Here is a 25,879-nt window from a genome sequence, read left to right as displayed (position 1 = left end):
GCCGCAAGGCCGCAAGGCCGCAAGGCCGCAAGGCACAGCCAACACCTCCTCCGGCTCTTCTCAAGCCGCTGTTTCCCCACCCCCTCCGGCAGCCGCCGACGGCGATTCCGCCCCGCAGGGGCCACCCGCACCCGACAACGAAACTGTCACGGGTGGTGCGGGCGGGAAAACAACCACCGAAGGCGAAGCCGAGGCGTCCCGGCTCCCATCCCCACAGGTCAGACCCGGTTGTCAGTGCCCGGGTGCAGGATGGACGCATGGCGAAATCCGCGCATCGGGCCCTCGACGGCTTCTCCCCCGCGACCCGCGGCTGGTTCACGGGGGCGTTTTCCGCGCCCACCGCGGCCCAGGCGGGCGCGTGGCAGGCCATCGGCGCCGGCTCGGACGTGCTGGTGGTCGCCCCGACCGGCTCCGGCAAGACGCTGGCCGCCTTCCTCGCCGCCCTGGACCAGCTGGCCTCCTCCCCGCCCCCGGCCGACCCGAGGAAGCGCTGCCGGGTGCTGTACGTGTCACCGCTGAAAGCCCTCGCGGTCGACGTCGAGCGGAACCTGCGCAGCCCGCTGACCGGCATCCGCCAGGAGTCCGTGCGTCTCGGCCTGCCCGAGCCGGAGGTCAGGGTGGGCATCCGCTCCGGAGACACCCCGGCCGCCGAGCGCCGAGCCCTGTCCACCCGGCCGCCGGACATCCTGATCACCACTCCGGAGTCCCTGTTCCTGATGCTGACGTCGGCCACGCGCGACGCGCTGACCGGCATCGAGACGGTGATCCTGGACGAGGTGCACGCGGTCGCCGGCACCAAGCGCGGCGCGCACCTCGCGCTCTCCCTGGAGCGGCTGGACGAGCTGCTGCCGAAGCCGGCCCGCCGCATCGGCCTCTCGGCGACCGTCCGCCCGGTCGACGAGGTGGCCCGCTATCTCTCGCCCCGCCGCAAGGTGGAGATCGTCCAGCCGAAGTCCGGCAAGGAGTTCGACCTCTCCGTCGTCGTCCCGGTGGAGGACATGGGAGAGCTGGGCGGCTCCCCGGCCACCGACGGCGCTGACGGCGCCGAGAAGCCGTCGATCTGGCCGCATGTGGAGGAGCGGATCGCCGACCTGGTGCAGGCGCACCGGTCGACGATCGTGTTCGCGAACTCGCGCCGCCTGGCGGAGCGGCTGTGCAACCGGCTCAACGAGATCGCCTACGAGCGCGCGACCGGCGAGCCGCTGGACGAGCACCACTCCCCGGCCGAGCTGATGGGCGGTTCGGGCGCGGCCCACGGCGCCCCGCCGGTCCTCGCCCGCGCGCACCACGGGTCGGTCTCCAAGGAGCAGCGCGCCCTGGTGGAGGAGGACCTGAAGGCCGGCCGGCTGCCCGCCGTGGTGGCCACCTCCAGTCTCGAACTGGGCATCGACATGGGCGCGGTGGACCTGGTCGTCCAGGTCGAGTCCCCGCCGTCGGTGGCCTCCGGTCTGCAGCGCGTCGGCCGCGCGGGGCACCAGGTCGGCGCGGTCTCCACCGGCGTGGTCTTCCCCAAGTACCGGGGCGACCTGGTGCAGGCGGCCGTGGTCACCGAGCGGATGCGCACCGGTTCCATCGAGTCCCTGAGGGTCCCGGCCAACCCCCTCGACGTGCTGGCCCAGCAGCTGGTCGCGATGACCTCACTGGACACCTGGCAGGTCGACGACCTGCTCGCCACCGTCCGCCGCGCGGCCCCCTTCGCCTCGCTCCCCGAGTCGGCGTTCACCGCGGTCCTCGACATGCTCGCGGGCCGCTACCCGTCGGACGCGTTCGCGGAGCTGCGCCCCCGCGTGGTCTGGGACCGGGTGGCGGGGACGGTCACCGGCCGCCCCGGTGCCCAGCGGCTCGCCGTCACCTCCGGCGGCACCATTCCCGACCGCGGCCTCTTCGGCGTCTTCCTGGCCGGCTCCGACCCCAAGAAGGGCGGCGGCCGGGTCGGCGAGCTGGACGAGGAGATGGTGTACGAGTCCCGGGTGGGCGATGTCTTCACCCTGGGCACCAGCTCCTGGCGCATCGAGGACATCACCCGTGACCGCGTGCTCGTCTCCCCCGCCCCCGGCGTCCCGGGCCGCCTGCCCTTCTGGAAGGGTGACCAGCTGGGCCGCCCGCTCGAACTGGGCCGCGCGGTCGGCGCGTTCCTGCGTGAGGTCGGCTCGCTCCCCAAGGACGACGCCCGGCTGCGCCTCCTCGCGGCGGGCCTGGACGCCTGGGCGGCGGACAACGTGCTGTCGTACCTGGACGAACAGCGCGAGGCCTGCGGTCATGTCCCGGACGACCGGACGATCGTCGTGGAGCGCTTCCGTGACGAGCTGGGCGACTGGCGGGTGGTCGTCCACTCCCCCTTCGGTGCCCAGGTCCACGCCCCGTGGGCGCTCGCCCTCGGGGCCCGGCTCTCCGAGCGGTACGGCATGGACGCCCAGGTCATGCACGCCGACGACGGCATCGTGCTGCGGCTGCCCGACGCCGACCTGATGGGCCTCGACCTGCTGGACCAGGCGCCCCTGAAGGCCGGCACGCCTTTGAACACGGCGGTCGACGCCGAACAGGCGCCCGTCGGCGCGGCTGACGTCGCCTTCGACAAGGGCGAGGTCGACCAGATCGTCACCGACCAGGTCGGCGGCTCGGCCCTGTTCGCCTCCCGCTTCCGCGAATGCGCCGCCCGCGCGCTCCTGTTGCCGCGGCGCAGCCCCGGCAAGCGCACCCCGCTGTGGCAGCAGCGCCAGCGCGCCGCCCAACTGCTCCAGGTGGCCAGCGAGTTCGGTTCGTTCCCGATCGTCCTGGAGGCGGTCCGCGAGTGCCTCCAGGACGTCTTCGACGTCCCCGGACTCGTCGAGCTGATGAGCGACCTCGAAGCACGCAAGGTCCGGTTGGTCGAGGTCACCACCCCGGAGCCGTCCCCGTTCGCCCGCTCCCTCCTCTTCGGCTATGTCGCCCAGTTCCTGTACGAGGGTGACTCCCCGCTCGCCGAGCGCCGCGCGGCCGCGCTCTCCCTGGACTCCCGGCTGCTGGCCGAGCTGCTGGGCCAGGCGGAGCTGCGTGAGCTGCTCGACGCGGAGGTACTGACCGAGCTGGAGCGCGAGCTCCAGTGGCTGGCCGAGGACCGCCGGATCAAGGACCCCGAGGGCGTGGCCGACGTGCTGCGGCTGCTCGGGCCGCTGACGGACGCCGAGTTGGCGGAGCGGGGCGCCGAGCCGCAGTGGGCCGCGGAGCTGGCGGGGGCCCGCAGGGCCATCAAGGTGCGGATCGGCGGTGCCGGCCACTGGGCGGCGATCGAGGACGCGGGCCGGCTCCGCGACGCCCTCGGCACGGCGCTGCCCGTCGGCGTCCCCGAGGCCTTCATGGAGCCGGTGAAGGATCCGCTGGGCGACCTCCTCGCGCGGTACGCGCGCACCCATGGCCCGTTCACGTCGGCCACCGCGGCCGCCCGCTTCGGGCTCGGAGTGGCGGTCACCGAGGGCGCGTTGCAGCGGCTCACCGCGAGCGGTCGGGTCGTACAGGGCGAGTTCCATCCGGCGGGCATCGGCCAGGAGTGGTGCGACGCGGCGGTGCTGCGCAGGCTGCGCCGCCGTTCCCTGGCCGCGCTCCGGCACGAGCTGGAGCCGGTGGCACCGGCCGCGCTCGCCCAGTTCCTGCCGCAGTGGCAGCACATCGGCAGAGGGCACGGGCTGCGCGGAGTCGACGGACTGGTGCGCGCCGTCGAGCAGCTGCAGGGCTCGTCCGTGCCGGCGTCGGCCCTGGAGAAGCTGGTGCTGCCGTCCCGGGTGGCGAACTACTCGCCCGCGATGCTCGACGAACTCACCGCGGCGGGCGAGATCGTGTGGGCCGGCGCGGGCGCCCTGCCCGGCAAGGACGGCTGGGTCTCCCTTTATCTGGCGGACGCGGCCCCCGTGCTCCTCCCGCCGCCGCACCCGCTGGAGCTCACCGCCCTCCACCAGTCGGTCCTCGACGCCCTCTCCGGCGGCTACGGCCTGTTCTTCCGCCAGATCGCCGACCAGGTCCGCGCGACCACCCATCCCGACGCCACTGATCCCCAACTGGCCGACGCCCTCTGGGACCTGGCCTGGTCCGGGCGGCTCACCAACGACACACTGGCCCCGATGCGCTCCCTGCTGGGCTCGGGCCGTACCGCGGGCTCCACCGCCCATCGCGCCAAGCGCGCCGTCCCGCGCGGCCGCTACGGCTCCCTGACGGCCGCCGCCCGCCCCGCCTCCCGTACCGGCCCGCCGACCGTGGCCGGGCGCTGGTCCCTGCTGCCGGAGCGCGAGCCGGACACCACCGTGCGCGCCCACGCCCTGGCCCGTACCCTCCTGGACCGGCACGGTGTGGTGACCCGGGGCGCGGTGGCGGCGGAGGGCGTGGAGGGCGGCTTCTCGGCGGTGTACCGGATCCTGTCGGCGTTCGAGGAGAGCGGTCAGGCACGCCGGGGTTACGTCGTCGAGGGTCTGGGCGCGGCCCAGTTCGCCATGGACGGCGCGGTCGACCGGCTGCGCGCGGTGTCAGGCGCCCGCGAGCGGGGCGAGGGCCTGCCGGGCACCGGCTTCGGCAGCACCGGAACCACCCCGTTCACCGGCCCGGACGGCGGTCACGGCGCTCCTGCCCCCACCGACGCGCTCGATCCCCTCGGCCCCTTCGACGCGGCCGGCCTCCCCGACCTGGACGGCGACTTCACCTGGCCGCCCGAGCCGCCGGCCGCTCCCGGCGACTACGTCTCCCCCAAGGACCTCGCCCCGGCCGACCCCTTCGCCGCCCCCGGCTACGGCGGCCCCCGAGGCGGCAGCCCTGGAGGCGGCAGCCCCGCAAACCCCTACAGCCCGAACACCTACGGTCCGAACCCCTACGCCTACGGCAGCCACCGTGCCCGCACTCCCGCCGCACCCGACCCCAGAGCCGTGGTCCTCGCCGCCGCCGACCCGGCCAACGCCTACGGCGCCGCCCTCCCCTGGCCCGAGCCCCCGACCGGCGCCGGGCACAAGCCGGGCCGGAAGGCGGGCTCGCTGGTGGTCCTGGTCGACGGCGAGCTGACCCTCTACATGGAGCGCGGCGGCAAGACCCTGCTGGCCTGGCCCTCCGCCCCCGACACGGCCGCCGACGACGACACCCGGCTCCGTACGGCGGCGGAGGCCCTCGCGGCCGCCGCCCGCGCGGGCGCCCTCGGCACGGTCACGGTGGAGCGCGTCAACGGCGCCTCGGCCCTGACCTCGCCCCAGGGCACCCTCCTGGAGGCGGCGGGCTTCATCGCGACCCCGCGCGGCCTGCGGATCCGGGCGTGAACCGCCATGAGAACCGCACACCCGCACGCCATCCCCGGCCCGTCGCGCCGCCACGCGCTCTCCCCGCCCGCCTCGCCTCTCCCGTGCCACCCTTGAGCCATGCCCGAAGGTGACACGGTCTGGCAGGCCGCGAGGCGCCTGCACGACGCCCTCGCCGGCCAGGTGCTGACCCGCAGCGACTTCCGGGTGCCCAAGTACGCCACCGTCGACCTCACCGGCCGTACCGTCCTCGGCACCACCGCGCGCGGCAAGCACCTGCTCACCCGCTTCGAGGGCGGCCTGACCCTGCACACGCACCTGCGGATGGAAGGCGCGTGGAAGGTCTACGGCACCGGTGAGCGCTGGCGGGGCGGTCCCGCGCACCAGATCCGGGCGATCCTCTCCACCGCCGACCGCGCGGCGGTCGGGTACCGCCTCCAGGTCCTGGAGTTCCTGCGCACCGGCGAGGAGGAACGCGCCGTGGGCCACCTGGGACCCGACCTGCTGGGCCCCGACTGGAACCCCGACCGCGCCCTCGCCAACATCCTCGCGGACCCGGCCCGCCCGCTCGGCGAGGCCCTGCTCGACCAGCGCAACCTCGCCGGGATCGGCAACATCTACAAGAGCGAGCTCTGCTTCCTGATCGGGGCGACCCCCTGGCTCCCGGTCGGCGCGCTCCCCGCCGACCGTGCCGCACGGCTCCCCGGCCTCGCCCAGCGCCTCCTGGAGGCCAACCGCGACCGCCCGGTGCGCCGGACCACCGGCCTGCGCGGGCACGACCTGTTCGTCTACGGCCGCGCACCCCGCCCCTGCCTGCGCTGCCACACCCCGATCCGCCGCGCCGACCAGGGCGACGGCTCCCGCGAGCGCCCCACCTACTGGTGCCCCGCCTGCCAGACCGGCCCGGCCCCCGCCCCGGATTCCCGGCGCATCCAGGAATCCCGCCCCCGCACAACCAATTGACGACCCGTCAGAAACGCTCGTACCGTCCCCTCATGCCCCTCACGGCGTACGACCTCACCGGACGCACCGCATTCGTCACCGGCGCCGCCGGCGGCATCGGCCGGGCATCGGCCGTGCTGCTCGCGGAGGCGGGCGCGACCGTGCACTGTGCCGACCGGGACGCGGACGGCCTGCACGAGACGGCGAGGCTGGTCGAGGACCGGGGCGGCACCGCCCGCGTCCACACCCTCGACGTCACCGACCGGGCGCGGCTCGGGCAGGCGGTCCGGTCCTGCGAGCGGCTGGACGTCATGGCGGCGATCGCCGGGATCATGCACCGCAGCCCGGTCCTGGAGACCCGGGACGAGGATCTCGACCGGGTGCTGGGCGTCAACTTCAAGGGGGTGCTGTACGCCTGCCAGGAGGCGGCACGGGTGATGCTGGCCGGGCGGAGAGGCGGCAGCATCATCACCATGGCCTCCGGCGCGATCGACACCGGCGGCCCCGGCCTGCTCTGCTACGGCGCGGCCAAGGCGGCCGTGGTCCAGCTGACCAGGACGCTGGCGAGCGAGGTCGGCCGGCAGGGCATCCGCGTCAACGCGGTCGCCCCGGGCTGGACCCGCACCCCCATGACCGATCGCGACGACGGTGCGGAGCAGCGGCGGACGGAGGACCGGATGGCCCGGATGTCGCCATTGGGCCGGGTCGGCGAGGCCGAGGACGTCGCGCACGCCGTGCTCTATCTGGCGTCCGACGCCTCCTCGTTCACGACGGGCCAGATCCTGCGCCCGAACGGAGGGGTGGCGATGCCGTGGTAGCCCCCCGCGACCGCCAGGCCGTCCGCCACCGCGCCGGCCCCAGCGCCCCCGCCGCCCGGGACCTCGGCACACAGTTCACCGGCAGCAGGCTCAGCCCCCACCCGCCGGCCGCCACGGTCCCCTCCAGCGCCCCGGCACCGCCGGTGTAGACGATCCGCAGCACGGCCCACCACCACACCGCCGCCAGCCCCAGTACAGCCCCCCAGCGCACTATCCGCCCCACCATGGCCGTCACCTCCAGCCGGACGCTAGAACGCCGCCCGGCCCACCGGGGAGGCGCACCGAGAGCTCATCGATGCAACGGCCGTGGGCCGGCACCGGCCGCTGCTAGGCGTTCTCCGCCTGGAACATCCAGTGGTGCTTCTCCAGATCCGCCGTGATCCCGATGAAGAGGTCCTGGGAGACCGGGTCCGCCTCGGCGGTCGCCCGCACCCGCTCCCGCATCCGGGTGATCGCCGCGCCCAGCGCGTCCACCAGGGCCGCCACCGCGTCCGAGTCCTTGACCCAGCTCCCGGGGACGGCCCCGGTGCCGCTGCCGGCGGCCACGGTGGCCGCGCGCCCGTCCGGTGAGACGCCCAGCGCCGCCGCCCGCTCCGCGACGGTGTCGGAGTGCGCCCGGGCCGTGTCCACGACCTCGTCCAGCTGGAGGTGGACGGTCCGGAAGCGGGGCCCGACCACGTTCCAGTGGATCTGCTTGGCGGCCAGTGCCAGGTCCACCAGGTCGACGAGGGCGCCCTGCAGTGCGTCGGCCACGGTCTTCAGGTCCGCGTCGGACAGCGGGCTCTTCACGACGTACATGTGTGCTCTCCGGTCGTTCGCCCCCTGTCACGTCCCTCCACCATGACCGGCCTCCCGGACAGCGGCAAACGGGCGCACACCGCCGCAGGCGCGCGAAAGCCCCGGCCGTACCTCCCCAGGTCCTCCCGGGAAGGCCCCGGCCGGGGCCTCACGCACTTCTTCGACACCAGGTCGGCGCCGTGTGGGTCTACGTCCGCGCAGGCGTCACGCGGCGACCACGTCCACCGCCTCGGCGGGCGCCTTGATGGTCACCCGTTCCGGTGGCACACCGGTCACCGAGACGGTACCCAGCATCGGGCGCACCGGCGTGGGCACGGACTGGGTTGCCTGGGCGGACTGGGCCAGCTCGGCGAGGGCGAGCTCGTCGCTCACTTCTCGCATGAGCTCGGACATCCGTACGTCCAACGCGTCGCAGATGGCGGAGAGCAGCTCGGAGGAAGCCTCCTTCTGCCCCCGCTCCACCTCGGAGAGATAGCCGAGTGAGACTCGGGCGGACGAGGAGACTTCGCGCAGAGTACGGCCCTGGCGCTGGCGCTGCCGACGCAGCACGTCACCCAGCAGGCGACGGAGCAGAATCATCGGTGGCTCCCTCCTCGGACCGCGTAGCCGCATCCTTCACGCCCCACCGTACCGCCTTGCGCCGCGGCCGTGCGGGGAGCGATGTCGTGTTCACTCAGGGCTGCAAACATCAAAACCCCCCGTTCTGTTCCGTATCCTGTGTCCGCTCATTCCCGGTCTGTTCGCCCACCAGCTCCCTCAGGAGCAGTGCGAGTACGCTCCGTACACTCTCTCTACGGATTTCCGCGCGGTCGCCGTTCAACCGCAGGGCCTCCACTTTTCCGCCAGCGGCAGAACCGGAACCAGGGCCGAACGGCCCGTCGATGGCCACGAAAACCGTCCCGACGGGTTGGCCGTCCTGCGGATCCGGACCGGCGACGCCGGTGGTCGCGAGGCCCCAGTCGGCGCCCAGCGCCCTGCGCACTCCGGCGGCCATCTGGGCCGCGACCTGCGGATCCACCGCTCCGCGCTGGGCCAGCAGGGTGGCGTCGACACCCAGCAGCTCGTGCTTCAGCTCGGTGGCGTAGGCGGTGACGGAACCGCGGAACACCTTCGAGGCCCCGGGGACCGCGGTGATCTCCGCGGCGACCAGGCCGCCGGTCAGCGACTCGGCGACAGCGAGGGTCCGCCCCGCCACCGTCAGTAGTCGCACCAGTTCGGCGGCCATCGAATTCACGCTTCCGTCTCCTCCGACACCGCCGCGCGTTCGGCGATTCCCTGCCGCCGCAGCACAATGGCCTGTCTCACGTAGTCGAGGCCGGTGACGACGGTCAGGACGACGGCCGCGGCCATCACCCAGAACCTCGCGGTCGCCAGCCACCCCGTCAGTGCCAGCACGTACATCCCCACCGCGACGCCCTGGGTGAGGGTCTTGAGCTTGCCGCCGCGGCTGGCCGGGATCACGCCGTAGCGGATGACCACGAAACGCATCAGCGTGATGCCGAGTTCCCGGGCGAGGATCACGATCGTCACCCACCAGGGCAGATCGCCCAGCCCGGACAGGCAGATCAGCGCCGCCCCCATGATCGCCTTGTCGGCGATGGGGTCGGCGATCTTCCCGAAGTCGGTGACCAGGTCGTAGGTGCGCGCCAGATGCCCGTCGAACAGGTCGGTGATCATGGCGACGGCGAAGGCCGCCCAGGCGAGCGAGCGCCAGGCCGGGTCGTATCCCCCGCCGGCCAGCATCAGCGCGACGAAGCCGGGCACCAGGAGCAGCCGGAGCATGGTCAGCAGATTGGCGACGTTCCACAGGCTGGCCTGGTTGACGGCGGCAGCGGCGATCTTCCCGCCGCGTACGGGCCGCTCGTCCTGGGAACCGGATCCGTGGGAACCGGAATCCCGGGCGGCGCCGGGAGTGGCGGCGGAGCCCGGGGCGCCGGGCGCGCCGGACGAGCCGCCCGCGGCGGACGCCGGGACTCCGGTCATCTGCCGGCCTCCTCACTCCACGCGGGCGAGCCCTGCAGCGGCTCGGCCACCAGGTCGACACCCTCCGTACCGACCACCTTCGCCTCGACCATACGGCCGATGCGCAGTTCCGCGCCGCTGGTGAGCAGCACCTGTCCGTCCGTCTCGGGCGCCTGGTGGGCCGCCCGGCCGTAGACACCGTCCTCGTCGTCCACGGACTCCACGAGGACGTGCACGGTCTCCCCGAGGCGCTCCTCGGCCCGCTGCGAGACGAGCTCCTCGGCAAGCCGGGAGATGTGCGCGAGGCGGTCGGCGACGACCTCCTCGGCGAGCTTGTGCTCGTAGGTCGCCGCCTCGGTGCCCTCCTCGTCGGAGTAGCCGAAGACGCCGATGGCGTCGAGCCGTGCGCCGTTCAGGAAGCGCTCCAGCTCGGCGAGGTCGGACTCGGACTCACCGGGGAAGCCGACGATGAAGTTGGAGCGGACGCCGGCCTGCGGGGCCTTGGACCGGATGGTGTCGAGCAGCTCCAGGAAGCGGTCGGTGTCACCGAAGCGGCGCATGGCGCGCAGCACACCCGGGGCGGAGTGCTGGAAGGACAGGTCGAAGTACGGGACGACCTTCGGGGTGGAGGTCAGTACGTCGATCAGGCCGGGGCGCATCTCGGCGGGCTGGAGGTAGCTGACGCGCACCCGCTCGATGCCGTCGACCTCGGCCAGCTCCGGCAGCAGGGATTCCAGGAGGCGGATGTCGCCGAGGTCCTTGCCGTAGGAGGTGTTGTTCTCGGAGACCAGCATGATCTCCTTCACGCCCTGTTCGGCCAGCCAGCGGGTCTCGTTCAGCACGTCGCTGGGCCGGCGTGAGATGAAGGAGCCGCGGAAGGACGGGATGGCGCAGAAGGAGCAGCGCCGGTCGCAGCCGGAGGCGAGCTTGACCGAGGCGACCGGGGAGCCGTCCAGGCGGCGGCGCAGGGGCGCACGCGGGCCGGAGGCGGGCGCGACGCCCTCCGGGAGGTCGGCCGGGCCGTGCCCCGGGAGCGCCACCGCCGCGGCCGAGTCCTGCCGCTGGGCCGGGCTGATGGGCAGCAGCTTGCGGCGGTCGCGCGGGGTGTGCGAGGCGTGGATGCCGCCGCCCAGGATGGTCTGCAGCCGGTCGGAGATGTCGGCGTAGTCGTCGAAGCCGAGCACGCCGTCCGCCTCGGGCAGCGCCTCGGCGAGTTCCTTGCCGTACCGCTCGGCCATGCAGCCCACCGCCACGACGGCCTGGGTTCTGCCCTGGCTCTTGAGGTCGTTGGCCTCGAGGAGGGCGTCGACGGAGTCCTTCTTCGCGGCTTCGACGAATCCACAGGTGTTGACCACGGCGACGTCGGCGTCGGACGCGTCCTCGACGAGCTGCCAGCCGTCCGCCTCCAAACGGCCTGCGAGCTCCTCCGAGTCCACCTCGTTACGGGCGCAGCCGAGAGTGACTAGTGCGACGGTACGGCGTTCAGGCATGGGCTCAAGACTACTTTGTCTCACTGACAGCCCACGTCGAAGGGGCTGGCCGATCATGGCCAACCCCTTGGGTACGCGCACAATCCAGATGATTATCCGACTTCCGGGTCGCCCTTGGTGTACGTCAGGCGCTCCACCGCGCCGGGCCGGAACTGGTCCTCGATCTTCTTGCCGTTGACGTAGAGCTGGATGGCGCCGGCGTCGCCGAGGATCAGGTTGATCTTGGTGCTGTCCTGGAAGGTCTTGGAGTCGCCCTGCTTCAGGAGCCCGTCGAAGAGCATCCGGCCGTTGTGGTCCTTGGCCGAGATCCAGCTGCGTCCGCCCACCGCGCTGACCTGGACGGTGACCTTGTCCTGGGGCGCGGCGGCGATCGCGCTGTCGGAGGGCGCGGGGGTCTTGCCGGGCTTGCTCTCCTTCGGGGTCGGCGAGGCCGGCTTGCCGGTCGTCGGGGCGGGGCCCTCGGCGACCGGCTGCTTCGCGTCGTCACCGCCGCCCTTGAGGGCGGTGAAGCCGACGAAACCGACCACGACGACGATCGCGGCCACCATGGCCGCCGTCCAGTTGGGCCCGCGCCGCTCGGGGCGGATACGTTCCGCCTCGAAGAGCGGCGCGGCGGGCGTCGGCGCGGGCCGCCCACCGCCGTGCTCCGCCGCGAACTGCGCGAGCAGCGGCTCGGGGTCGAGACCGACGGCCTTGGCCAGGGTCCGGATGTGCCCGCGGGCGTAGACGTCGCCGCCGCAGGGGGCGAAGTCGTCGGCCTCGATGGCGCGCACGATGGCGATACGGACCCGGGTGCTCCCGCTGATGCTGTCGACGGTCAGCCCGGCGGCGATGCGGGCCTGCATGAGGGCTCGGCCTACGGAGGGGCGGTTTTCCTCGGACACGTCTGGGAACGGACGCTCGTCTTCAGGGGAGTTGCTGCCGATGGACACGGGGGCGCCTTTCGAGCGTGTAGCCACCTGTGCTGGAGGTTCAGTCTAAGGGGGGTGCAAAAGGGTGAGGCAACCGGACGGTACGACTTTGTACGCCATCGGTATGGCCCGACATCCCGATGACGGGTCAGGTGTACGCCCGCAACGGGTTGCACACCTTTCCTCTCGCTCAACTTGACGTACGACTAAGGGAAACGGTTGCCCAGCGGTCCCTAACGGGTGGATCACGACAATGACTCCTCCCGGGCCGGCAGGCGTCCGCGGCCCTGGTACAGACCTACCCCTCGGACTCCCCACGGATCACAGCAAGCACCCCGTCCAGCTCATCGGGTTTCACCAGAACGTCACGCGCCTTGGACCCCTCGCTCGGTCCGACCACCCCGCGCGACTCCATGAGGTCCATGAGCCGGCCGGCCTTGGCGAAGCCGACGCGCAGCTTGCGCTGGAGCATGGACGTGGAACCGAACTGGGTGGAGACGACCAGCTCGGCCGCCTGGCAGAGCAGGTCGAGGTCGTCGCCGATGTCCTCGTCGATCTCCTTCTTCTGCTTGGAGCCCACGGTGACGTCGTCCCGGAAGACCGGCGCCATCTGGTCCTTGCAGTGCTGGACGACGACGGCGACCTCCTCCTCGGTGACGAACGCGCCCTGCATACGGGTCGGTTTGTTCGCCCCCATCGGCAGGAAGAGTCCGTCGCCCTTGCCGATGAGTTTCTCGGCGCCGGGCTGGTCGAGGATGACGCGGCTGTCGGCGAGCGAGGAGGTGGCGAAGGCGAGCCGGGAGGGCACGTTCGCCTTGATGAGACCGGTGACCACGTCTACCGACGGGCGCTGGGTGGCGAGCACCAGGTGGATGCCGGCCGCCCGCGCGAGCTGCGTGATGCGCACGATCGCGTCCTCGACGTCGCGCGGGGCGACCATCATCAGGTCGGCGAGCTCGTCGACGATCACCAGCAGGTACGGATACGGCTGCAGCTCCCGCTCACTGCCCTCGGGCAGCTTGACCCTGCCCTCGCGGATCGCCTTGTTGAAGTCGTCGATGTGCCGGAACCCGAACGCGGCCAGGTCGTCGTAGCGCAGGTCCATCTCGCGGACGACCCACTGCAGCGCCTCGGCGGCCCGCTTCGGATTGGTGATGATCGGCGTGATCAGGTGCGGGATGCCCTCGTAGGCGGTCAGCTCGACCCGCTTGGGGTCGACGAGGACCATCCGCACGTCCTCCGGGGTCGCCCGCATCATGACCGACGTGATCAGGCAGTTGATGCAGGACGACTTGCCGGAGCCGGTGGCGCCGGCCACGAGCATGTGCGGCATCTTCGCCAGCGAGTGCATGACGTAGCCGCCCTCGACGTCCTTGCCGAACGCGACCAGCATCGGGTCGTCGTCCTCGGCGGACTCGGCGAGCCGCAGCACGTCCCCGAGGTTGACCATCTCGCGGTCGGTGTTGGGGATCTCGATGCCGACCGCGGACTTGCCGGGGATCGGGCTGATGATCCGCACGTCCGGGCTGGCGACGGCGTAGGCGATGTTCTTGGTGAGGGCGGTGATCCGCTCGACCTTCACGGCGGGGCCGAGCTCGACCTCGTAGCGGGTGACCGTCGGCCCGCGGGTGAAGCCGGTGACGGCCGCGTCGACCTTGAACTCCGAGAAGACGTTGGTGAGCGAGGCGACCACCCGGTCGTTGGCCTCGCTGCGGGCCTTGCCGGGACCGCCGCGGGTGAGGAGGTCCAGCGACGGCAGCGAGTAGGTGATGTCGCCGGAGAGCTGGAGCTGCTCGGCGCGCGGGGGCAGCTCGCGGGGCTCCTCGGGCGCCGGTTTGGTCAGGTCGGCGACGACCGGCTCGATCTTGAGCTTCTCCTGCTTGGGCCGGGCGGCCGGGACCGGGCTCGGGCTCGGTGCCGGCACGGGCGTGGTGTCCTCGCGGTCACCGACGCTGACGCCCTGGGTGAGGTCCGCGACGAGCGGGGAGGGCGGCATGCCGTGCAGGACGGCACCGTCGAGCGCGGCCGCGGCGGCCGCCGCGACGTCCACGGCGTCCATCTGGCGGCCCAGCTCGGGCTGCGGCACGGCGGAGCGCCGCGGGCGGCCCCGGCGCTTGGCGAGGGCCTCCTGCTCGGCATTGTCGGGGTCGTAGTCCTGGGGGGCGCCGGAGCGCCTGCGGGGGCGCGCGGGCAGCGCCTCGCGCCACTGCTCGTCGTAGCGCTCGTCGTCTCCGCCGTACTCCGGGTACTCGTCCGGCTCGGGGTCGTGCAGCAGACCGAGGCGCACGCCGAGCGCCCGCAGCCGCTGCGGGACGGCGTTCACCGGGGTCGCGGTGACCACGAGCAGTCCGAAGACCGTGAGCAGCACCAGCAGCGGTACGGCGAGGACCTCGGTCATGGTGTACGTCAGCGGGGTCGCCGCCGCCCAGCCGATGAGGCCGCCGGCATCCCTTATGCCCTGCATCCCGTCGCTGCGGGCGGGCGCGCCGCAGGCGATGTGGACCTGGCCCAGCACGCCGATGACCAGAGCGGACAGGCCGATGACGATCCGGCCGTTGGCCTCCGGCTGCTCGGGATGGCGCATGAACCGTACGGCGATCATCGCGAGCAGGATCGGCACCAGCAGGTCGAGGCGGCCGAAGGCGCCGGTGACCAGGATCTCGACCAGGTCGCCGACGGGACCGCGCAGGTCGGCCCAGGTTCCGGCGGCCACGATCAGGGCGGCGCCGAGCAGCAGCAGGGCGACGCCGTCCTTGCGGTGCGCGGGGTCCAGGTTCTTGGCGCCCTGTCCTATGCCGCGGAAGACGGCGCCGACGGCGTGCGCGAGACCCAGCCAGAGGGCGCGCACCAGGCGGTACACGCCCCCGGTGGGGCTGGGCGCCGGCTTGGGCGGCGGCGCGGACTTCTTCGCCGCGGTCCTCTTGGCGGGCGCCTTCTTGGCCGGGGCGTTCTTCGCGGCGGCCTTCTTCGCCGGAGCCTTCGAGGCAGCGGCCTTCTTCGCGGGCTGCTTCTTGGCTGCCGAGGGACGTGAGGCCATGGGTGTGAGGTTACCGGGGGATGCCACGCGGGACACGTGTGCCCACAGCTTCACCCGTTCGTGTCGCCCGTCGCGGGGCGTGGAACTGACGCTCGCTCATGGGCAACTGTGTCCGCGATCGCGGTCAGTTCTGCGACGGGAGCGGCGGAGTGGAGCCGCTGGTACCCGGTTCGAGGGCGTCGAGCGCCCGGCGCAGGCCGGTGAGTTTGCGCTCCAGGTGGGCCGCCGTGGCCACCGCGGCCGCGTCCGCGGACTCGTCGTCCAGCTGCTTGGACAGCGCCTCGGCCTGCTCCTCGACCGCCGCGAGCCGCGCGGACAGCTCGGCGAGCAGTCCCGCGGGCTCCTTGCCGGCGACCGCGCCCTTGCCGCCGCCCTCCAACTGGAGCCGCAGCAGCGCCGCCTGCTCGCGCAGCTGGCAGTTCTTCATGTACAGCTCGACGAAGACCGAGACCTTGGCGCGCAGCACCCACGGGTCGAAGGGCTTGGAGATGTAGTCGACCGCACCCGCGGCGTAGCCCCGGAAGGTGTGGTGAGGGCCGTGGTTGATGGCGGTGAGGAAGATGATCGGGATGTCCCGGGTCCGCTCCCGCCGCTTGATGTGCGCCGCGGTCTCGAAACCGTCCATGCCCGGCATCTGGACGTCCAGCAGAATGACCGCGAAGTCGTCCGTGAGCAGTGCCTTGAGCGCTTCCTCCCCGGACGATGCCCGCACCAGTGTCTGATCGAGCGCAGAGAGGATGGCCTCCAGCGCCAGCAGATTCTCCGGCCGGTCATCGACCAGGAGGATCTTGGCCTTCTGCACCATGGCCCGCCCTCCTCGCCCCGGATGTGCACCGGGCGCCGCCCCAGGGGACGACTCCCTTTCGCCGCCCGTCCTTGTGCCGGTCATGGTAGCCGCACCCCGCCTGTCGCCACACCCTGTCACCGCGATGTCACTGTGCACGTAGCAGAAACGCAGCCGGAGACCAGAAGGTTCCCCCGATCCCGCACTTCTACACGGGTTCCACCCCCCTGACCCGGCAACTCCCCGTGCTCACGGAAGGTTCCCGCAACGTTCACATCACACCCGGCCCTTCCGGTCACTCCGCGCGCATCCACTGCTCCATCACCGCCAGAAGATGATCGGGGTCGACCGGCTTGGTGACGTAGTCGGAGGCACCCGACTCGATGGCCTTCTCCCGGTCGCCCTTCATCGCCTTCGCGGTGAGTGCGATGATCGGCAGCCCGGCGAACTGCGGCATCCGGCGAATCGCGTTGGTCGTCGCATAGCCGTCCATCTCGGGCATCATGATGTCCATCAGGACGACCGCGACGTCGTCGTGCTGTTCCAGGACCTCGATGCCCTCCCGGCCGTTCTCCGCGTACAGCACCGACAGGCCGTGCTGCTCGAGAACGCTGGTGAGCGCGAAGACGTTGCGGATGTCGTCGTCGACGATCAGCACCTTCTCGCCGCCGAACCGCATGCCCCGGCGCGACTGCGCGGGCGTCACCTCCTGCTCGGCCAGCACCGGCCACGCCTCGGCCATCGGAGCCCCCCGGCGCCGGCGCCTGAAGAGCGCGGCGGCGCCGTTCTGGGTCTCCCGGTACGACTTCACCTCGGCCGGCGTCTCGATCTCCGCGCCGGACAACTCCGAGGCGTGGTTCTGCGAGGCGACCAGGTCCCCGGCCTCCAGCTGCGGCATGGGCTGCTGGTAGCCCTGCGGCGGCAGCTCACTGGGGTGCAGCGGCAGGTAGAGCGTGAACGTGGAGCCACGGCCCGGCTCGCTCTGCGCGTAAATCTCACCGCCCAGCAACTGCGCGATCTCACGCGAGATCGACAGTCCGAGGCCGGTACCGCCGTACTTGCGGCTGGTCGTGCCGTCGGCCTGCTTGAACGCCTCGAAGATCACCCGCATCTTGCTGGCCGCGATGCCGATGCCGGTGTCGGTCACCGAGAACGCGATCAGCGGCGCGTCCGGGTCACTGAGCGAACCGGCCTCCAGGAGCTGCTCCCTGATCCCCGCCGGGACATCGCCGCTCGCCGGCCGGATCACCAGCTCCACCGAGCCGGAGTCGGTGAACTTCACCGCGTTGGACAGCAGGTTGCGCAACACCTGCAGGAGCCGCTGTTCGTCGGTGTGCAGGGTGGCCGGCAGCTCCGGCGAGACCCGCACCGACAGATCGAGGCCCTTCTCCGCGGTCAGCGGCCGGAAGGTGGCCTCCACGTAGTCGACGAGCTGGACGAGCGCGATACGCGTCGGGGAGACGTCCATCTTGCCCGCCTCGACCTTCGACAGGTCCAGGATGTCGTTGATCAGCTGGAGCAGGTCGGAGCCTGCGCCGTGGATGGTCTCGGCGAACTCCACCTGCTTCGGCGAGAGATTGCCCTCGGCGTTGTCGGCGAGCAGCTTGGCCAGGATCAGCAGCGAGTTGAGCGGGGTGCGCAACTCGTGCGACATGTTGGCCAGGAACTCGCTCTTGTAGCGCATGGAGACCGCGAGTTGCTCGGCGCGTTCCTCCAGGACCTGCCGGGCCTCCTCGATCTCGGTGTTCTTCACCTCGATGTCGCGGTTCTGCTGGGCCAGCAGCTCGGCCTTCTCCTCCAGTTCGGCGTTCGAGGCCTGGAGGGCCTTCTGCCGGTTCTCCAGCTCGGCCGACCGCTCCTGGAGCTGCTCGGTCAGCTCCTGGGACTGCTTCAGCAGCAGCTCGGTCTTGGTGTTGACGGAGATGGTGTTGACGCTGGTCGCGATCATCTCGGCGATCTGGTTGAGGAAGTCCTTCTGGATCTGCGTGAACGGTGTGAAGGACGCCAGCTCGATCACCCCGAGCACCTTGCCCTCGAACAGCACCGGGAGCACGATCACCTGCGCCGGCGGGGCCTCGCCCAGGCCGGAGGAGATCTTCAGATACCCGGTGGGCGCCTTCTCCACCAGGATCGTGCGCTTCTCCTGGGCGGCCGTGCCGATCAGCGCCTCACCGGGCCGGAACGACGTCGGCATGGAGCCCATCGAGTAGCCGTACGAGCCGAGCATGCGCAGTTCGTACGCGTCCTCGTTCTCGGGGTTCGTGTCCTTGCCGTCGACCAGGGGCATCGCCAGGAAGAACGCGCCGTGCTGCGCGGTCACCACCGGCGTCAGCTCGCTCATGATCAGGGAGGCCACGTCCGCCAGGTCGCGGCGGCCCTGCATCAGGGCGGAGATACGGGCCAGGTTGCCCTTGAGCCAGTCCTGCTCCTGGTTGGCGACCGTGGTGTCACGCAGGTTGGCGATCATCTTGTTGATGTAGTCCTGGAGCTCCTGGATCTCGCCGGACGCGTCCACGTCGATCTTCAGGTTCAGGTCGCCACGGGTCACCGCGGTCGCCACCCGCGCGATGGCCCGCACCTGCCGGGTCAGGTTCCCGGCCATCTCGTTCACGGACTCGGTCAGGTCCCGCCAGGTGCCGTCGACGTCACGCACGCGTGCCTGGCCGCCCAGCTGCCCCTCGGTGCCCACCTCACGGGCCACCCGGGTGACCTCCTCGGCGAAGCTCGACAGCTGGTCGACCATCGTGTTGATCGTCGTCTTGAGTTCGAGGATCTCGCCGCGGGCGTCGATGTCGATCTTCTTGGTCAGGTCACCCTTGGCGATGGCCGTGGTGACCATGGCGATGTTGCGCACCTGGCCGGTCAGGTTGGACGCCATCTGGTTCACCGACTCGGTGAGGTCCTTCCACGTACCCGCCACGCCCGGCACATGCGCCTGACCGCCCAGGATGCCGTCCGTGCCCACCTCACGGGCCACCTTGGTGACCTGGTCGGCGAACGAACTCAGGGTCTTCACCATCGTGTTGATGGTGTCGGCGAGCTGGGCCACCTCACCGCTCGCCTCGATGGTGACCTGCCGGGTCAGGTCGCCGTTGGCGACCGCCGCCGAGACCTGGGAGATGTTCCGCACCTGCATGGTCAGGTTGTTGGCCATCTGGTTCACGTTGTTGCTGAGGTCCTTCCAGATGCCCGTGACACCCGGAACCCGCGCCTGGCCGCCCAGGATGCCCTCGGTGCCCACCTCACGGGCCACCCGGGTCACCTGCTCGGCGAAACTCGACAGCTGGTCGACCATCGTGTTGACCGTCGTGACGAGCTCGAGGATCTCGCCCTTCGCGTCAACAGTGATCTTCTTCGACAGGTCGCCCTTGGCGACCGCCGTCGTGACCTCGGCGATGTTGCGCACCTGGATGGTCAGGTTGTTCGCCATGAAGTTCACGGACTGGGTGAGGTCCTTCCAGGTGCCCGCGACCCCCTGCACCTCGGCCTGGCCGCCCAGGATGCCCTCGGTGCCCACCTCGCGCGCGACCCGCGTGACCTCCTGGGCGAACGACGACAGCTGGTCGACCATCGTGTTAAGGGTGTTCTTCAGCTCCTGGATCTCACCGCGCGCGTCCACGGTGATCTTCTGGGAGAGGTCACCGCGGGCCACCGCGGTGGCGACCTGCGCGATGTTGCGCACCTGGGCCGTCAGGTTCCCGGCCATGCCGTTCACGGAGTCCGTAAGGTCCCGCCACACACCGGCCACACCGGGCACCTGCGCCTGACCGCCCAGCCGGCCTTCCGTACCCACCTCACGGGCCACCTTGGTGACCTGGTCGGCGAAGGCGGACAGTTGGTCGACCATGGTGTTGATCGTGTTCTTCAGCTCGAGGATCTCGCCGCGCGCGTCGACGTCGATCTTCTGGGACAGGTCGCCCCGCGCCACCGCCGTCGTCACCTGGGCGATCTGCCGCACCTGGGAGGTCAGGTTGCCGGCCATGAAGTTGACGGAATCCGTCAGCTCCTTCCAGGTGCCCGACACGCCGTCCACCCGGGCCTGACCGCCCAGCCGGCCCTCGGTACCCACGTCCCTGGCCATCCGCGTCACCTGGTCGGCGAAGCTGGAGAGCTGGTCCACCATCGTGTTCACGGTGTTCTTCAGCTTCAGCATCTCGCCGGAGACGTCGACCGTGACCTTCTGCGACAGATCACCGTTGGCCACCGCCGTCGTCACCTGCGCGATGTTGCGGACCTGACCGGTGAGGTTGCGGAACGCGGTGTTGACGGAGTCGGTCAGGTCCTTCCAGGTACCGGCGGCTCCGGGCACCTGCGCCTGGCCGCCCAGCTCGCCCTCGACCCCGATCTCCCGGGCCACGCGGGTGACCTCGGCACCGAACGACGACAGTTGGTCGACCATGCCGTTGACGGTGTTCTTCAGCTCCAGCATCTCGCCGGCCACATCGACGGTGACCTTCTGCGACAGATCACCGTTGGCCACGGCCGTCGTCACCGCGGCGATGTCGCGCACCTGGGTGGTCAGGTTCCGGAAGACCGTGTTGACGGAGTCCGTCAGGTCCTTCCAGGTACCGGCCGCGCCCGGCACGTTCGCCTGGCCGCCGAGCCGCCCCTCGCCACCGACCTCGTTGGCCACGCGCGTGACCTCGTCCGCGAAGATCCGCAGCGTCTCGGTCATCTGGTTGATCGTCTCGGCGAGCTGCGCGACCTCACCCCGCGCCGGGACGGTCACCTTGCGGGACAGATCACCGTTGGCGACCGCGGTGGTCACCTCGGAGATCCCCCGCACCTGGGCCGTCAGGTTGCCGGCCATGGTGTTGACGGAGTCGGTGAGTTCCTTCCACGTCCCCGCGACCCCCGGCACGTGCGCCTGACCGCCCAGGATGCCGTCCGTGCCCACCTCACGGGCGACCCGGGTCACCTCGGAGGAGAACGCCGACAGCTGGTCCACCATCGTGTTGACGGTTTCCTTCAGCTCCAGCATCTCGCCGGCGACCTGAACGGTGACCTTCCGCGACAGATCACCCTTGGCGACCGCCGTCGTCACCAGCGCGATGTCCCGCACCTGCGCCGTCAACCGGTACGCCATCGTGTTCACGGAGTCCGTGAGGTCCCGCCACGAACCGGACATACCGCGCACCCGGGCCTGCCCGCCCAGCTTGCCCTCGGTGCCCACCTCGCTGGCCACGCGCGTGACCTCGTCGGTGAACGTCGACAACTGGTCGACCAGGTTGTTGACGGTCCGTCCGACCTTCAGGAACTCTCCGCGCAGCGGATGCCCGGCGGCCCCGTCCGCCGACGGCGACCGCAACTCCATACGGGGCGACAGATCGCCCTCGGCCACCGCCGTCAGGACCCGGCCCACCTCGGAGACCGGCCGTACCAAGTCGTCGACGAGCGCGTTGGAGTTGTCGATGGCGGCCGCCCAGGAGCCCTCGCAGGCGCCCGTCTCCAGCCGCTCCGTGAGCTTTCCCTCACGTCCGACAACGCGCCGCACCCGCGACAGCTCACCCGTGAGGTGGAGATTTCGGTCGGCCACCTCGTTGAAGACCGCCGCGATCTCCGACATCACGCCGTCCCCGGACACCGTGAGGCGCTTGCGGAAGTTGCCGTCCCGCATCGCCAGGAGCGCCACCAGCAAGCGGTTCAGGGAAGCCGTATCCACCGCGGTGGTCCCGTCACCGCCCCGCGGCCTGCTCAGGGACGGTCCGCCCTTCGCGCGCGCCTTAGTGCCCCGCGCCGCTGCGCCAGACTCCACTGTGTCCCTCCCGCGGGGGTCGACCGTTACTGCTGTGCTCGGACACCGCCATACTCGGCGTACCGCTTACTTGGGCGTACCAGTTACTGCTGCGTATTTCTGCCAGACGAGATCCGGCCACACCAGGGGCTGCTGCCCGCTGTACATGGAACGCACTCGGGCTGACCGGACCTTCTCCAGAAGCTTGCCCAGTGTTTCACCCTGGCCGAACCAGGCCATAACAGTTCGGCACCTTCGCACATCGTCCGCACACCCTGGGGCGTAAACACCGGCGACCGGCATCCGCTCGGACGGCGAAGGTAAGTAACCTTGCATGCGGCTGTCCAGCCGCACCGGTCCGTCCGGCCTGGGCGGTGGCACGAGAACGAGCGGGCATTCGGAGGGGCGGCCGCAGACCATGACCACCGGAGTGATCCCCGGGGGACACAACCCGGAGCCACGGCCCACGGGCGAGCACATGCCGCACCAGCGGCATCAGCTTGCCGGCCAGGCAAGTCCGCATGTAGAGACCCGGTCGAGGAGTTCTGTGATCACCGCGCGCGCGGCCGCCAGCTTCGAGCCCGTGGGGCGATCGGTCGCGACCGCCCGGTCCTTCGTCCGCGACACGCTCCAGGGCTGGGGCTTCGCGGACGTCGTCGACGACGCCGTGGTCCTCACCAGCGAACTGGTGACCAACGCGGTGGTGCACGCCGGCACCCACGCCGAGGTGCTCTGCCTGCGCATGGACGACGGCGTGCGCATCGAGGTCGCCGACCGCTACCCGGAACGCGAGGTCCCGCTCCAGGGCTCCGCGGTCAACATGGGCAGCCCCGACCGCGAGGGCGGCCGCGGCCTGCAGCTCTGCGCGGCCCTCGCCTCCCGCTGGGGTGTCGAGTACACGCCCACGCACAAAAATGTCTGGTTCCAGCTCGATCTCCCCGAGCGCCCGGTGGGCACGCGCGCCGCCGGCCCCTCCCTCCCCGCCGACCTGCTGCCCCTGGCCGACAGCCGGGTCCGGGTCGCGGTCGTCCAGATCGACCGCAAGGGCTCCATCTCGGCCTGGAACGAGGACGCGGAGGAGATCTTCGGCCACACCGCCACGGACGTCACCGGCACACCGCTCACCGACCTCGCCGCCTGGCCGCACACCCCCGGCACCGGTACCGGCATCGCCGAGGCCCTGCAGCTCTCCCGCTGGGAGGGCAGCTACGGCATCCGCGGCGCCGACGGCCGCGTGACCCCGGTCTACGCCTCGCACCTGAGAGTCCGTGACACCGGCGGCGAGCCCTCCACGGTCTGCCTCCTCGTACGCGACCACGAACGGGCCGTCCTCCAGACCCCGTTGCGCGTCCCCGCCTCCGACACCGGCGGCGCCTCCGACGGCCAGAGCAGCGACCCCTTCGAGGTGTTCATCGGCTCCCCGGCCCCGGACGACCTCGACGGCCTCCTCCAGCGCACGGTCGAACGCGCCCGCGACATGCTCGACGGCGACTCCGCGTTCCTGCTCCTCGCGACCGACGACGAGACCGAGTTGGAGGTCCGCGCCTCCACCGGGCTCCCCTCCGCCCGTCAGCGCTTCGCGCGCGTGCCCGTGGAAGCCGGCCCCGGCCGCTACGGTTCGGCCCGTATGCCGGCCGTACACGACGACCTGGTGGCCGTTCCGGGTGCGGTCCCCCTCCTGGCCGGCACCGGCATGCGCTCGGTCATCACGGTCCCGCTGAAGGTCGAGGGCCGTCTGACCGGCTCCCTGGGCGTCGCGGCCGAGGCACCGGGCAGATACTCCAACGAAGAGGCACTGCGCCTCCAGTTCGCCGCCGACCGCATCGCCCTGGCCGTGGAGTCGGCCCGTCTGGGCGAGCTGGAACGGCTGCGCCGCGGCTCCCTCAGCTTCCTCGTGGAGGCCTCCGACCTGCTCGCCGGCACCCTGGACCGCGACCAGACCCTCGCCCTGATGGCCCAGATGACGGTCCCGACCCTCGCCACCTGGTGCGCCGTCTACACCATCGCCGACCAGGCCTCTGAGCCCTACCTCTCGTACGTCCTGCACGAGGACGAGGAACTCATCGACGGCATCAAGTCGTTGCTCTCCAAGGTGCCCCCGCCCGACCCGGTACCCACGCCCGGCGCCCGCGTCTGGACGGTCCCCGGCGAACGTGCCCACCAGGCCGCGCTGCGCAGTTCCATGCGCAGCCTCGGCCTGGCCGGCGGCCACACCCGCCAGGTCTCCTCCGGCATCGGCCCGACGCTCGCCACGGCCTCCGCCGTGGGCGGCGAGACGGTGGTCCTCCCCCTGGTCGCCCGTAACCGCGTCATCGGCATGCTCACCCTCGGCAAGCCCACCGACGAGCACTTCCGCCAGGAGATCCTGGAACTGGCCGAGGACCTGTCCCGGCGGGCCGCGCTGGCCCTGGACAACGCCCGCCTGTACTCGGAGCGCACAGCCATCAGCCAGGCCCTGCAGCGCAGCCTCCTGCCCCCGGGCACCCCGCACATCGAGGGCATGGAGGTCGAGGTCATCTACCGCGCGGCCGGCGAGGGCAACGAGGTGGGCGGCGACTTCTACGACGTCTTCCCGATCTCCGACAACGCGTACGGCTTCGCCATCGGCGACGTCTGCGGTACGGGCCCCAACGCGGCCGCCGTCACCGGCCTCGCCCGGCACGCCCTGCGCCTGCTCGCCAGGGAGGGCCTCAGCGGCCCGGCCGTCCTGGAGCGCCTCAACTCGGCCATCCTCGACGAGGGAGCCCGCAGCCGCTTCCTGACCCTCCTGTACGGCGAGATGCGCCCCCAGGAGGACGGCAGCGCGGAGATGAAGGTGGTCTGCGCCGGCCACCCGCTCCCCCTGCGTCTGCGCCAGGACGGCACGGTCGAGGCGGCCGCCGAACCCCAGCCGCTCCTCGGCGTCATCGAGGACCTGGAGCTGTACGAGCAGACGGTCACCCTGGACCCCGGCGATGTCCTCCTCTGCGTCACGGACGGGGTGACGGAACGCCGGGAGGGCACCCGCATGCTCGGCGACGACGGCCTCGCCGACGTTCTCACGACCTGCACGGGTCTGACGGCCGGCGCGGTCGCCGCACGCATCATGCGCGCGGTGGAGCGCTTCGCGTCGGACGCCCCCTCGGACGACATGGCGATTCTCGCGATGCGAGTCCCGGGCCTCCAGAAGGACTGAGCGGGAGGAGCAGGAAGAGGGCATGCAAAAGGCCCCGCCCTTGACGGGCGGGGCCTTTTCAGTGGAGCCCCCAAACGGAATCGAACCGTTGACCTTCTCCTTACCATGGAGACGCTCTGCCGACTGAGCTATAGGGGCCTGTCGCCTTTTTCGAGGTTTCCCCCGCGGCAACGGAATAGATCATACCCCGAACAGACCCGGGTTCCCAAACCCGTTCAGAAAGCAGGCTGCAGCAGTCCGCCGAGGGCATTGCAGGCGGAGACGATCCGCTGCATCTCCCGCTTCGTCAACGACGCGTCCACCGGCAGCGCCAGCGTCTCGTCCGCGGCGATCTCTGTCTCCGGCAGCGAGACGAAGCGCCGGTATTCCGGCAGGCGGTGCACCGGCGTCTTCACCGGCACCCGGCAGTCAACTCCCTTGCCCCGCAGGGCACGAGCGAAGGCGTCCCGGTCGGGCCGGCCGTTCCCCGGCACCCGAACAACGTACTGCTGGTAGGTGTGCCCGTCCCCGCCGTCCGGGGTCCGCACACCGCGCAGCTTCGCGTCGAGGTAGGACGCTCGCTGCCGGCGCTGCGCGATCTCGTCGTACGGAGCCTCGGACTCGCCCTGTTCCAGCACCAGCAGCCCGTGCCGCTGCCCCAGCTCACGCAACCGTCTGAGGTCGGCCCACCGTCCAAACCGGTGCACGACAACCACCGCGGCGGAACGGGCAGTTATGGTCGCTTCCACCGCCGTCACGTCGAGGCAGTAGGTCAGCGGATCTATGTCGGCGAACACCGGAAGCGCACCGGCCAGCGTCACGGCCTCGGCGACTTCGACGTTCCCGAAGGCCGGCACGATCACCTCGTCGCCGACTCCGACACCGGCCGCCCTGAGCATTGCAGCAGTACCCATGCTGGGATGCTCGGCGCGGAACGTGAACGACACGTTAAGCAAACCAAAAAAGGGTTGGACCCGGAACCGAAGTTCCAGATCCAACCCTT

Annotated in this window: 15 protein-coding genes and 1 tRNA gene; 5 read left to right on the top strand and 11 right to left on the bottom strand. The window is 71.3% G+C overall.

Annotated features, from left to right (window positions below):
• The first annotated feature begins 257 nt into the window (after window positions 1-257).
• The 4 genes from LQ326_RS44770 to LQ326_RS49015 all read left to right on the top strand — a co-directional run bounded on the left by LQ326_RS44770 (window position 258) and on the right by LQ326_RS49015 (window position 7,155).
• On the top strand, window positions 258-5,267 hold the full coding sequence (locus LQ326_RS44770) for an ATP-dependent helicase (protein ID WP_234544879.1): 5,010 nt from the start codon (window positions 258-260) through the stop codon (window positions 5,265-5,267).
• A 99-nt stretch (window positions 5,268-5,366) separates the two neighbouring features.
• On the top strand, window positions 5,367-6,209 hold the full coding sequence (locus LQ326_RS44765) for an Fpg/Nei family DNA glycosylase (protein WP_234544878.1): 843 nt from the start codon (window positions 5,367-5,369) through the stop codon (window positions 6,207-6,209).
• 32 nt (window positions 6,210-6,241) lie between these two features.
• Window positions 6,242-7,006, top strand: coding sequence for an SDR family NAD(P)-dependent oxidoreductase (locus LQ326_RS44760; RefSeq protein ID WP_234544877.1), 765 nt, complete (start codon window positions 6,242-6,244; stop codon window positions 7,004-7,006).
• Complete coding sequence (locus LQ326_RS49015; protein ID WP_372497129.1) at window positions 7,000-7,155, top strand: hypothetical protein; 156 nt, start codon at window positions 7,000-7,002, stop codon at window positions 7,153-7,155. Before LQ326_RS44760 ends, LQ326_RS49015 begins: the two co-directional genes overlap by 7 nt.
• Window positions 7,156-7,333: 178 nt before the next feature.
• Here LQ326_RS49015 and LQ326_RS44750 read toward each other — a convergent pair whose 3' ends face one another.
• From LQ326_RS44750 to LQ326_RS44710, 9 genes are all read right to left on the bottom strand, one after another.
• Window positions 7,334-7,804: a Dps family protein gene (locus LQ326_RS44750; protein ID WP_234544875.1), complete on the bottom strand. Its 471-nt coding sequence runs from the start codon at window positions 7,802-7,804 to the stop codon at window positions 7,334-7,336.
• A gap of 204 nt (window positions 7,805-8,008) precedes the next feature.
• Window positions 8,009-8,383, bottom strand: a complete 375-nt coding sequence (locus LQ326_RS44745; RefSeq protein WP_234544874.1) for a helix-turn-helix domain-containing protein — start codon at window positions 8,381-8,383, stop codon at window positions 8,009-8,011.
• Window positions 8,384-8,492: 109 nt separating this feature from the next.
• On the bottom strand, window positions 8,493-9,038 hold the full coding sequence (locus LQ326_RS44740; RefSeq protein WP_234544873.1) for a CinA family protein: 546 nt from the start codon (window positions 9,036-9,038) through the stop codon (window positions 8,493-8,495).
• Window positions 9,035-9,787, bottom strand: coding sequence for a CDP-diacylglycerol--glycerol-3-phosphate 3-phosphatidyltransferase (pgsA, locus tag LQ326_RS44735; protein WP_234544872.1), 753 nt, complete (start codon window positions 9,785-9,787; stop codon window positions 9,035-9,037). Before pgsA ends, LQ326_RS44740 begins: the two co-directional genes overlap by 4 nt.
• Window positions 9,784-11,256: a 30S ribosomal protein S12 methylthiotransferase RimO gene (gene rimO / locus LQ326_RS44730; RefSeq protein WP_234544871.1), complete on the bottom strand. Its 1,473-nt coding sequence runs from the start codon at window positions 11,254-11,256 to the stop codon at window positions 9,784-9,786. Before rimO ends, pgsA begins: the two co-directional genes overlap by 4 nt.
• Window positions 11,257-11,348: 92 nt before the next feature.
• Window positions 11,349-12,188, bottom strand: coding sequence for a helix-turn-helix domain-containing protein (locus tag LQ326_RS44725; protein ID WP_234544870.1), 840 nt, complete (start codon window positions 12,186-12,188; stop codon window positions 11,349-11,351).
• Between the two features lie 277 nt (window positions 12,189-12,465).
• Window positions 12,466-15,204: a DNA translocase FtsK gene (locus LQ326_RS44720; protein ID WP_234544869.1), complete on the bottom strand. Its 2,739-nt coding sequence runs from the start codon at window positions 15,202-15,204 to the stop codon at window positions 12,466-12,468.
• Between the two features lie 124 nt (window positions 15,205-15,328).
• Window positions 15,329-16,009 (bottom strand): response regulator, encoded by a 681-nt coding sequence (locus LQ326_RS44715; protein ID WP_234544868.1) that lies wholly within the window; start codon window positions 16,007-16,009, stop codon window positions 15,329-15,331.
• A 274-nt stretch (window positions 16,010-16,283) separates the two neighbouring features.
• A complete protein-coding gene (locus LQ326_RS44710; protein WP_234544867.1) occupies window positions 16,284-21,743 on the bottom strand; it encodes a HAMP domain-containing protein in 5,460 nt (1,819 codons plus the stop codon).
• A 397-nt stretch (window positions 21,744-22,140) separates the two neighbouring features.
• Between LQ326_RS44710 and LQ326_RS44705 the strand changes: the two genes are divergently transcribed.
• Complete coding sequence (locus LQ326_RS44705) at window positions 22,141-24,897, top strand: SpoIIE family protein phosphatase (protein WP_234544866.1); 2,757 nt, start codon at window positions 22,141-22,143, stop codon at window positions 24,895-24,897.
• Between the two features lie 62 nt (window positions 24,898-24,959).
• Here LQ326_RS44705 and LQ326_RS44700 read toward each other — a convergent pair.
• Window positions 24,960-25,035: transfer RNA gene (locus tag LQ326_RS44700), tRNA-Thr, on the bottom strand.
• A gap of 77 nt (window positions 25,036-25,112) precedes the next feature.
• The gene (locus LQ326_RS44695) at window positions 25,113-25,775 is read right to left on the bottom strand and encodes a DegT/DnrJ/EryC1/StrS family aminotransferase (RefSeq protein WP_234544880.1); all 663 of its coding nucleotides are present in this window, start codon (window positions 25,773-25,775) and stop codon (window positions 25,113-25,115) included.
• Window positions 25,776-25,879 lie beyond the last annotated feature (104 nt).

The organism is Streptomyces shenzhenensis, assembly GCF_021462265.1.
GTDB classification, from domain to species: Bacteria; Actinomycetota; Actinomycetes; order Streptomycetales; family Streptomycetaceae; genus Streptomyces; species Streptomyces shenzhenensis.
This window is presented reverse-complemented; position numbering and strand designations above follow the sequence as displayed.

What these genes read in the sequence shown, in the direction of transcription:
- LQ326_RS44770 (WP_234544879.1), top strand. Translation starts at nt 258, where the DNA reads ATGGCGAAATCCGCGCATCGGGCCCTCGACGGCTTCTCCCCCGCGACC.
- LQ326_RS44765 (WP_234544878.1), top strand. Translation starts at nt 5,367, where the DNA reads ATGCCCGAAGGTGACACGGTCTGGCAGGCCGCGAGGCGCCTGCACGAC.
- LQ326_RS44760 (WP_234544877.1), top strand. Translation starts at nt 6,242, where the DNA reads ATGCCCCTCACGGCGTACGACCTCACCGGACGCACCGCATTCGTCACC.
- LQ326_RS44750 (WP_234544875.1), bottom strand. Translation starts at nt 7,804, where the DNA reads ATGTACGTCGTGAAGAGCCCGCTGTCCGACGCGGACCTGAAGACCGTG.
- LQ326_RS44745 (WP_234544874.1), bottom strand. Translation starts at nt 8,383, where the DNA reads ATGATTCTGCTCCGTCGCCTGCTGGGTGACGTGCTGCGTCGGCAGCGC.
- pgsA (WP_234544872.1), bottom strand. Translation starts at nt 9,787, where the DNA reads ATGACCGGAGTCCCGGCGTCCGCCGCGGGCGGCTCGTCCGGCGCGCCC.
- rimO (WP_234544871.1), bottom strand. Translation starts at nt 11,256, where the DNA reads ATGCCTGAACGCCGTACCGTCGCACTAGTCACTCTCGGCTGCGCCCGT.
- LQ326_RS44720 (WP_234544869.1), bottom strand. Translation starts at nt 15,204, where the DNA reads ATGGCCTCACGTCCCTCGGCAGCCAAGAAGCAGCCCGCGAAGAAGGCC.
- LQ326_RS44715 (WP_234544868.1), bottom strand. Translation starts at nt 16,009, where the DNA reads ATGGTGCAGAAGGCCAAGATCCTCCTGGTCGATGACCGGCCGGAGAAT.
- LQ326_RS44705 (WP_234544866.1), top strand. Translation starts at nt 22,141, where the DNA reads ATGACCACCGGAGTGATCCCCGGGGGACACAACCCGGAGCCACGGCCC.
- LQ326_RS44695 (WP_234544880.1), bottom strand. Translation starts at nt 25,775, where the DNA reads ATGCTCAGGGCGGCCGGTGTCGGAGTCGGCGACGAGGTGATCGTGCCG.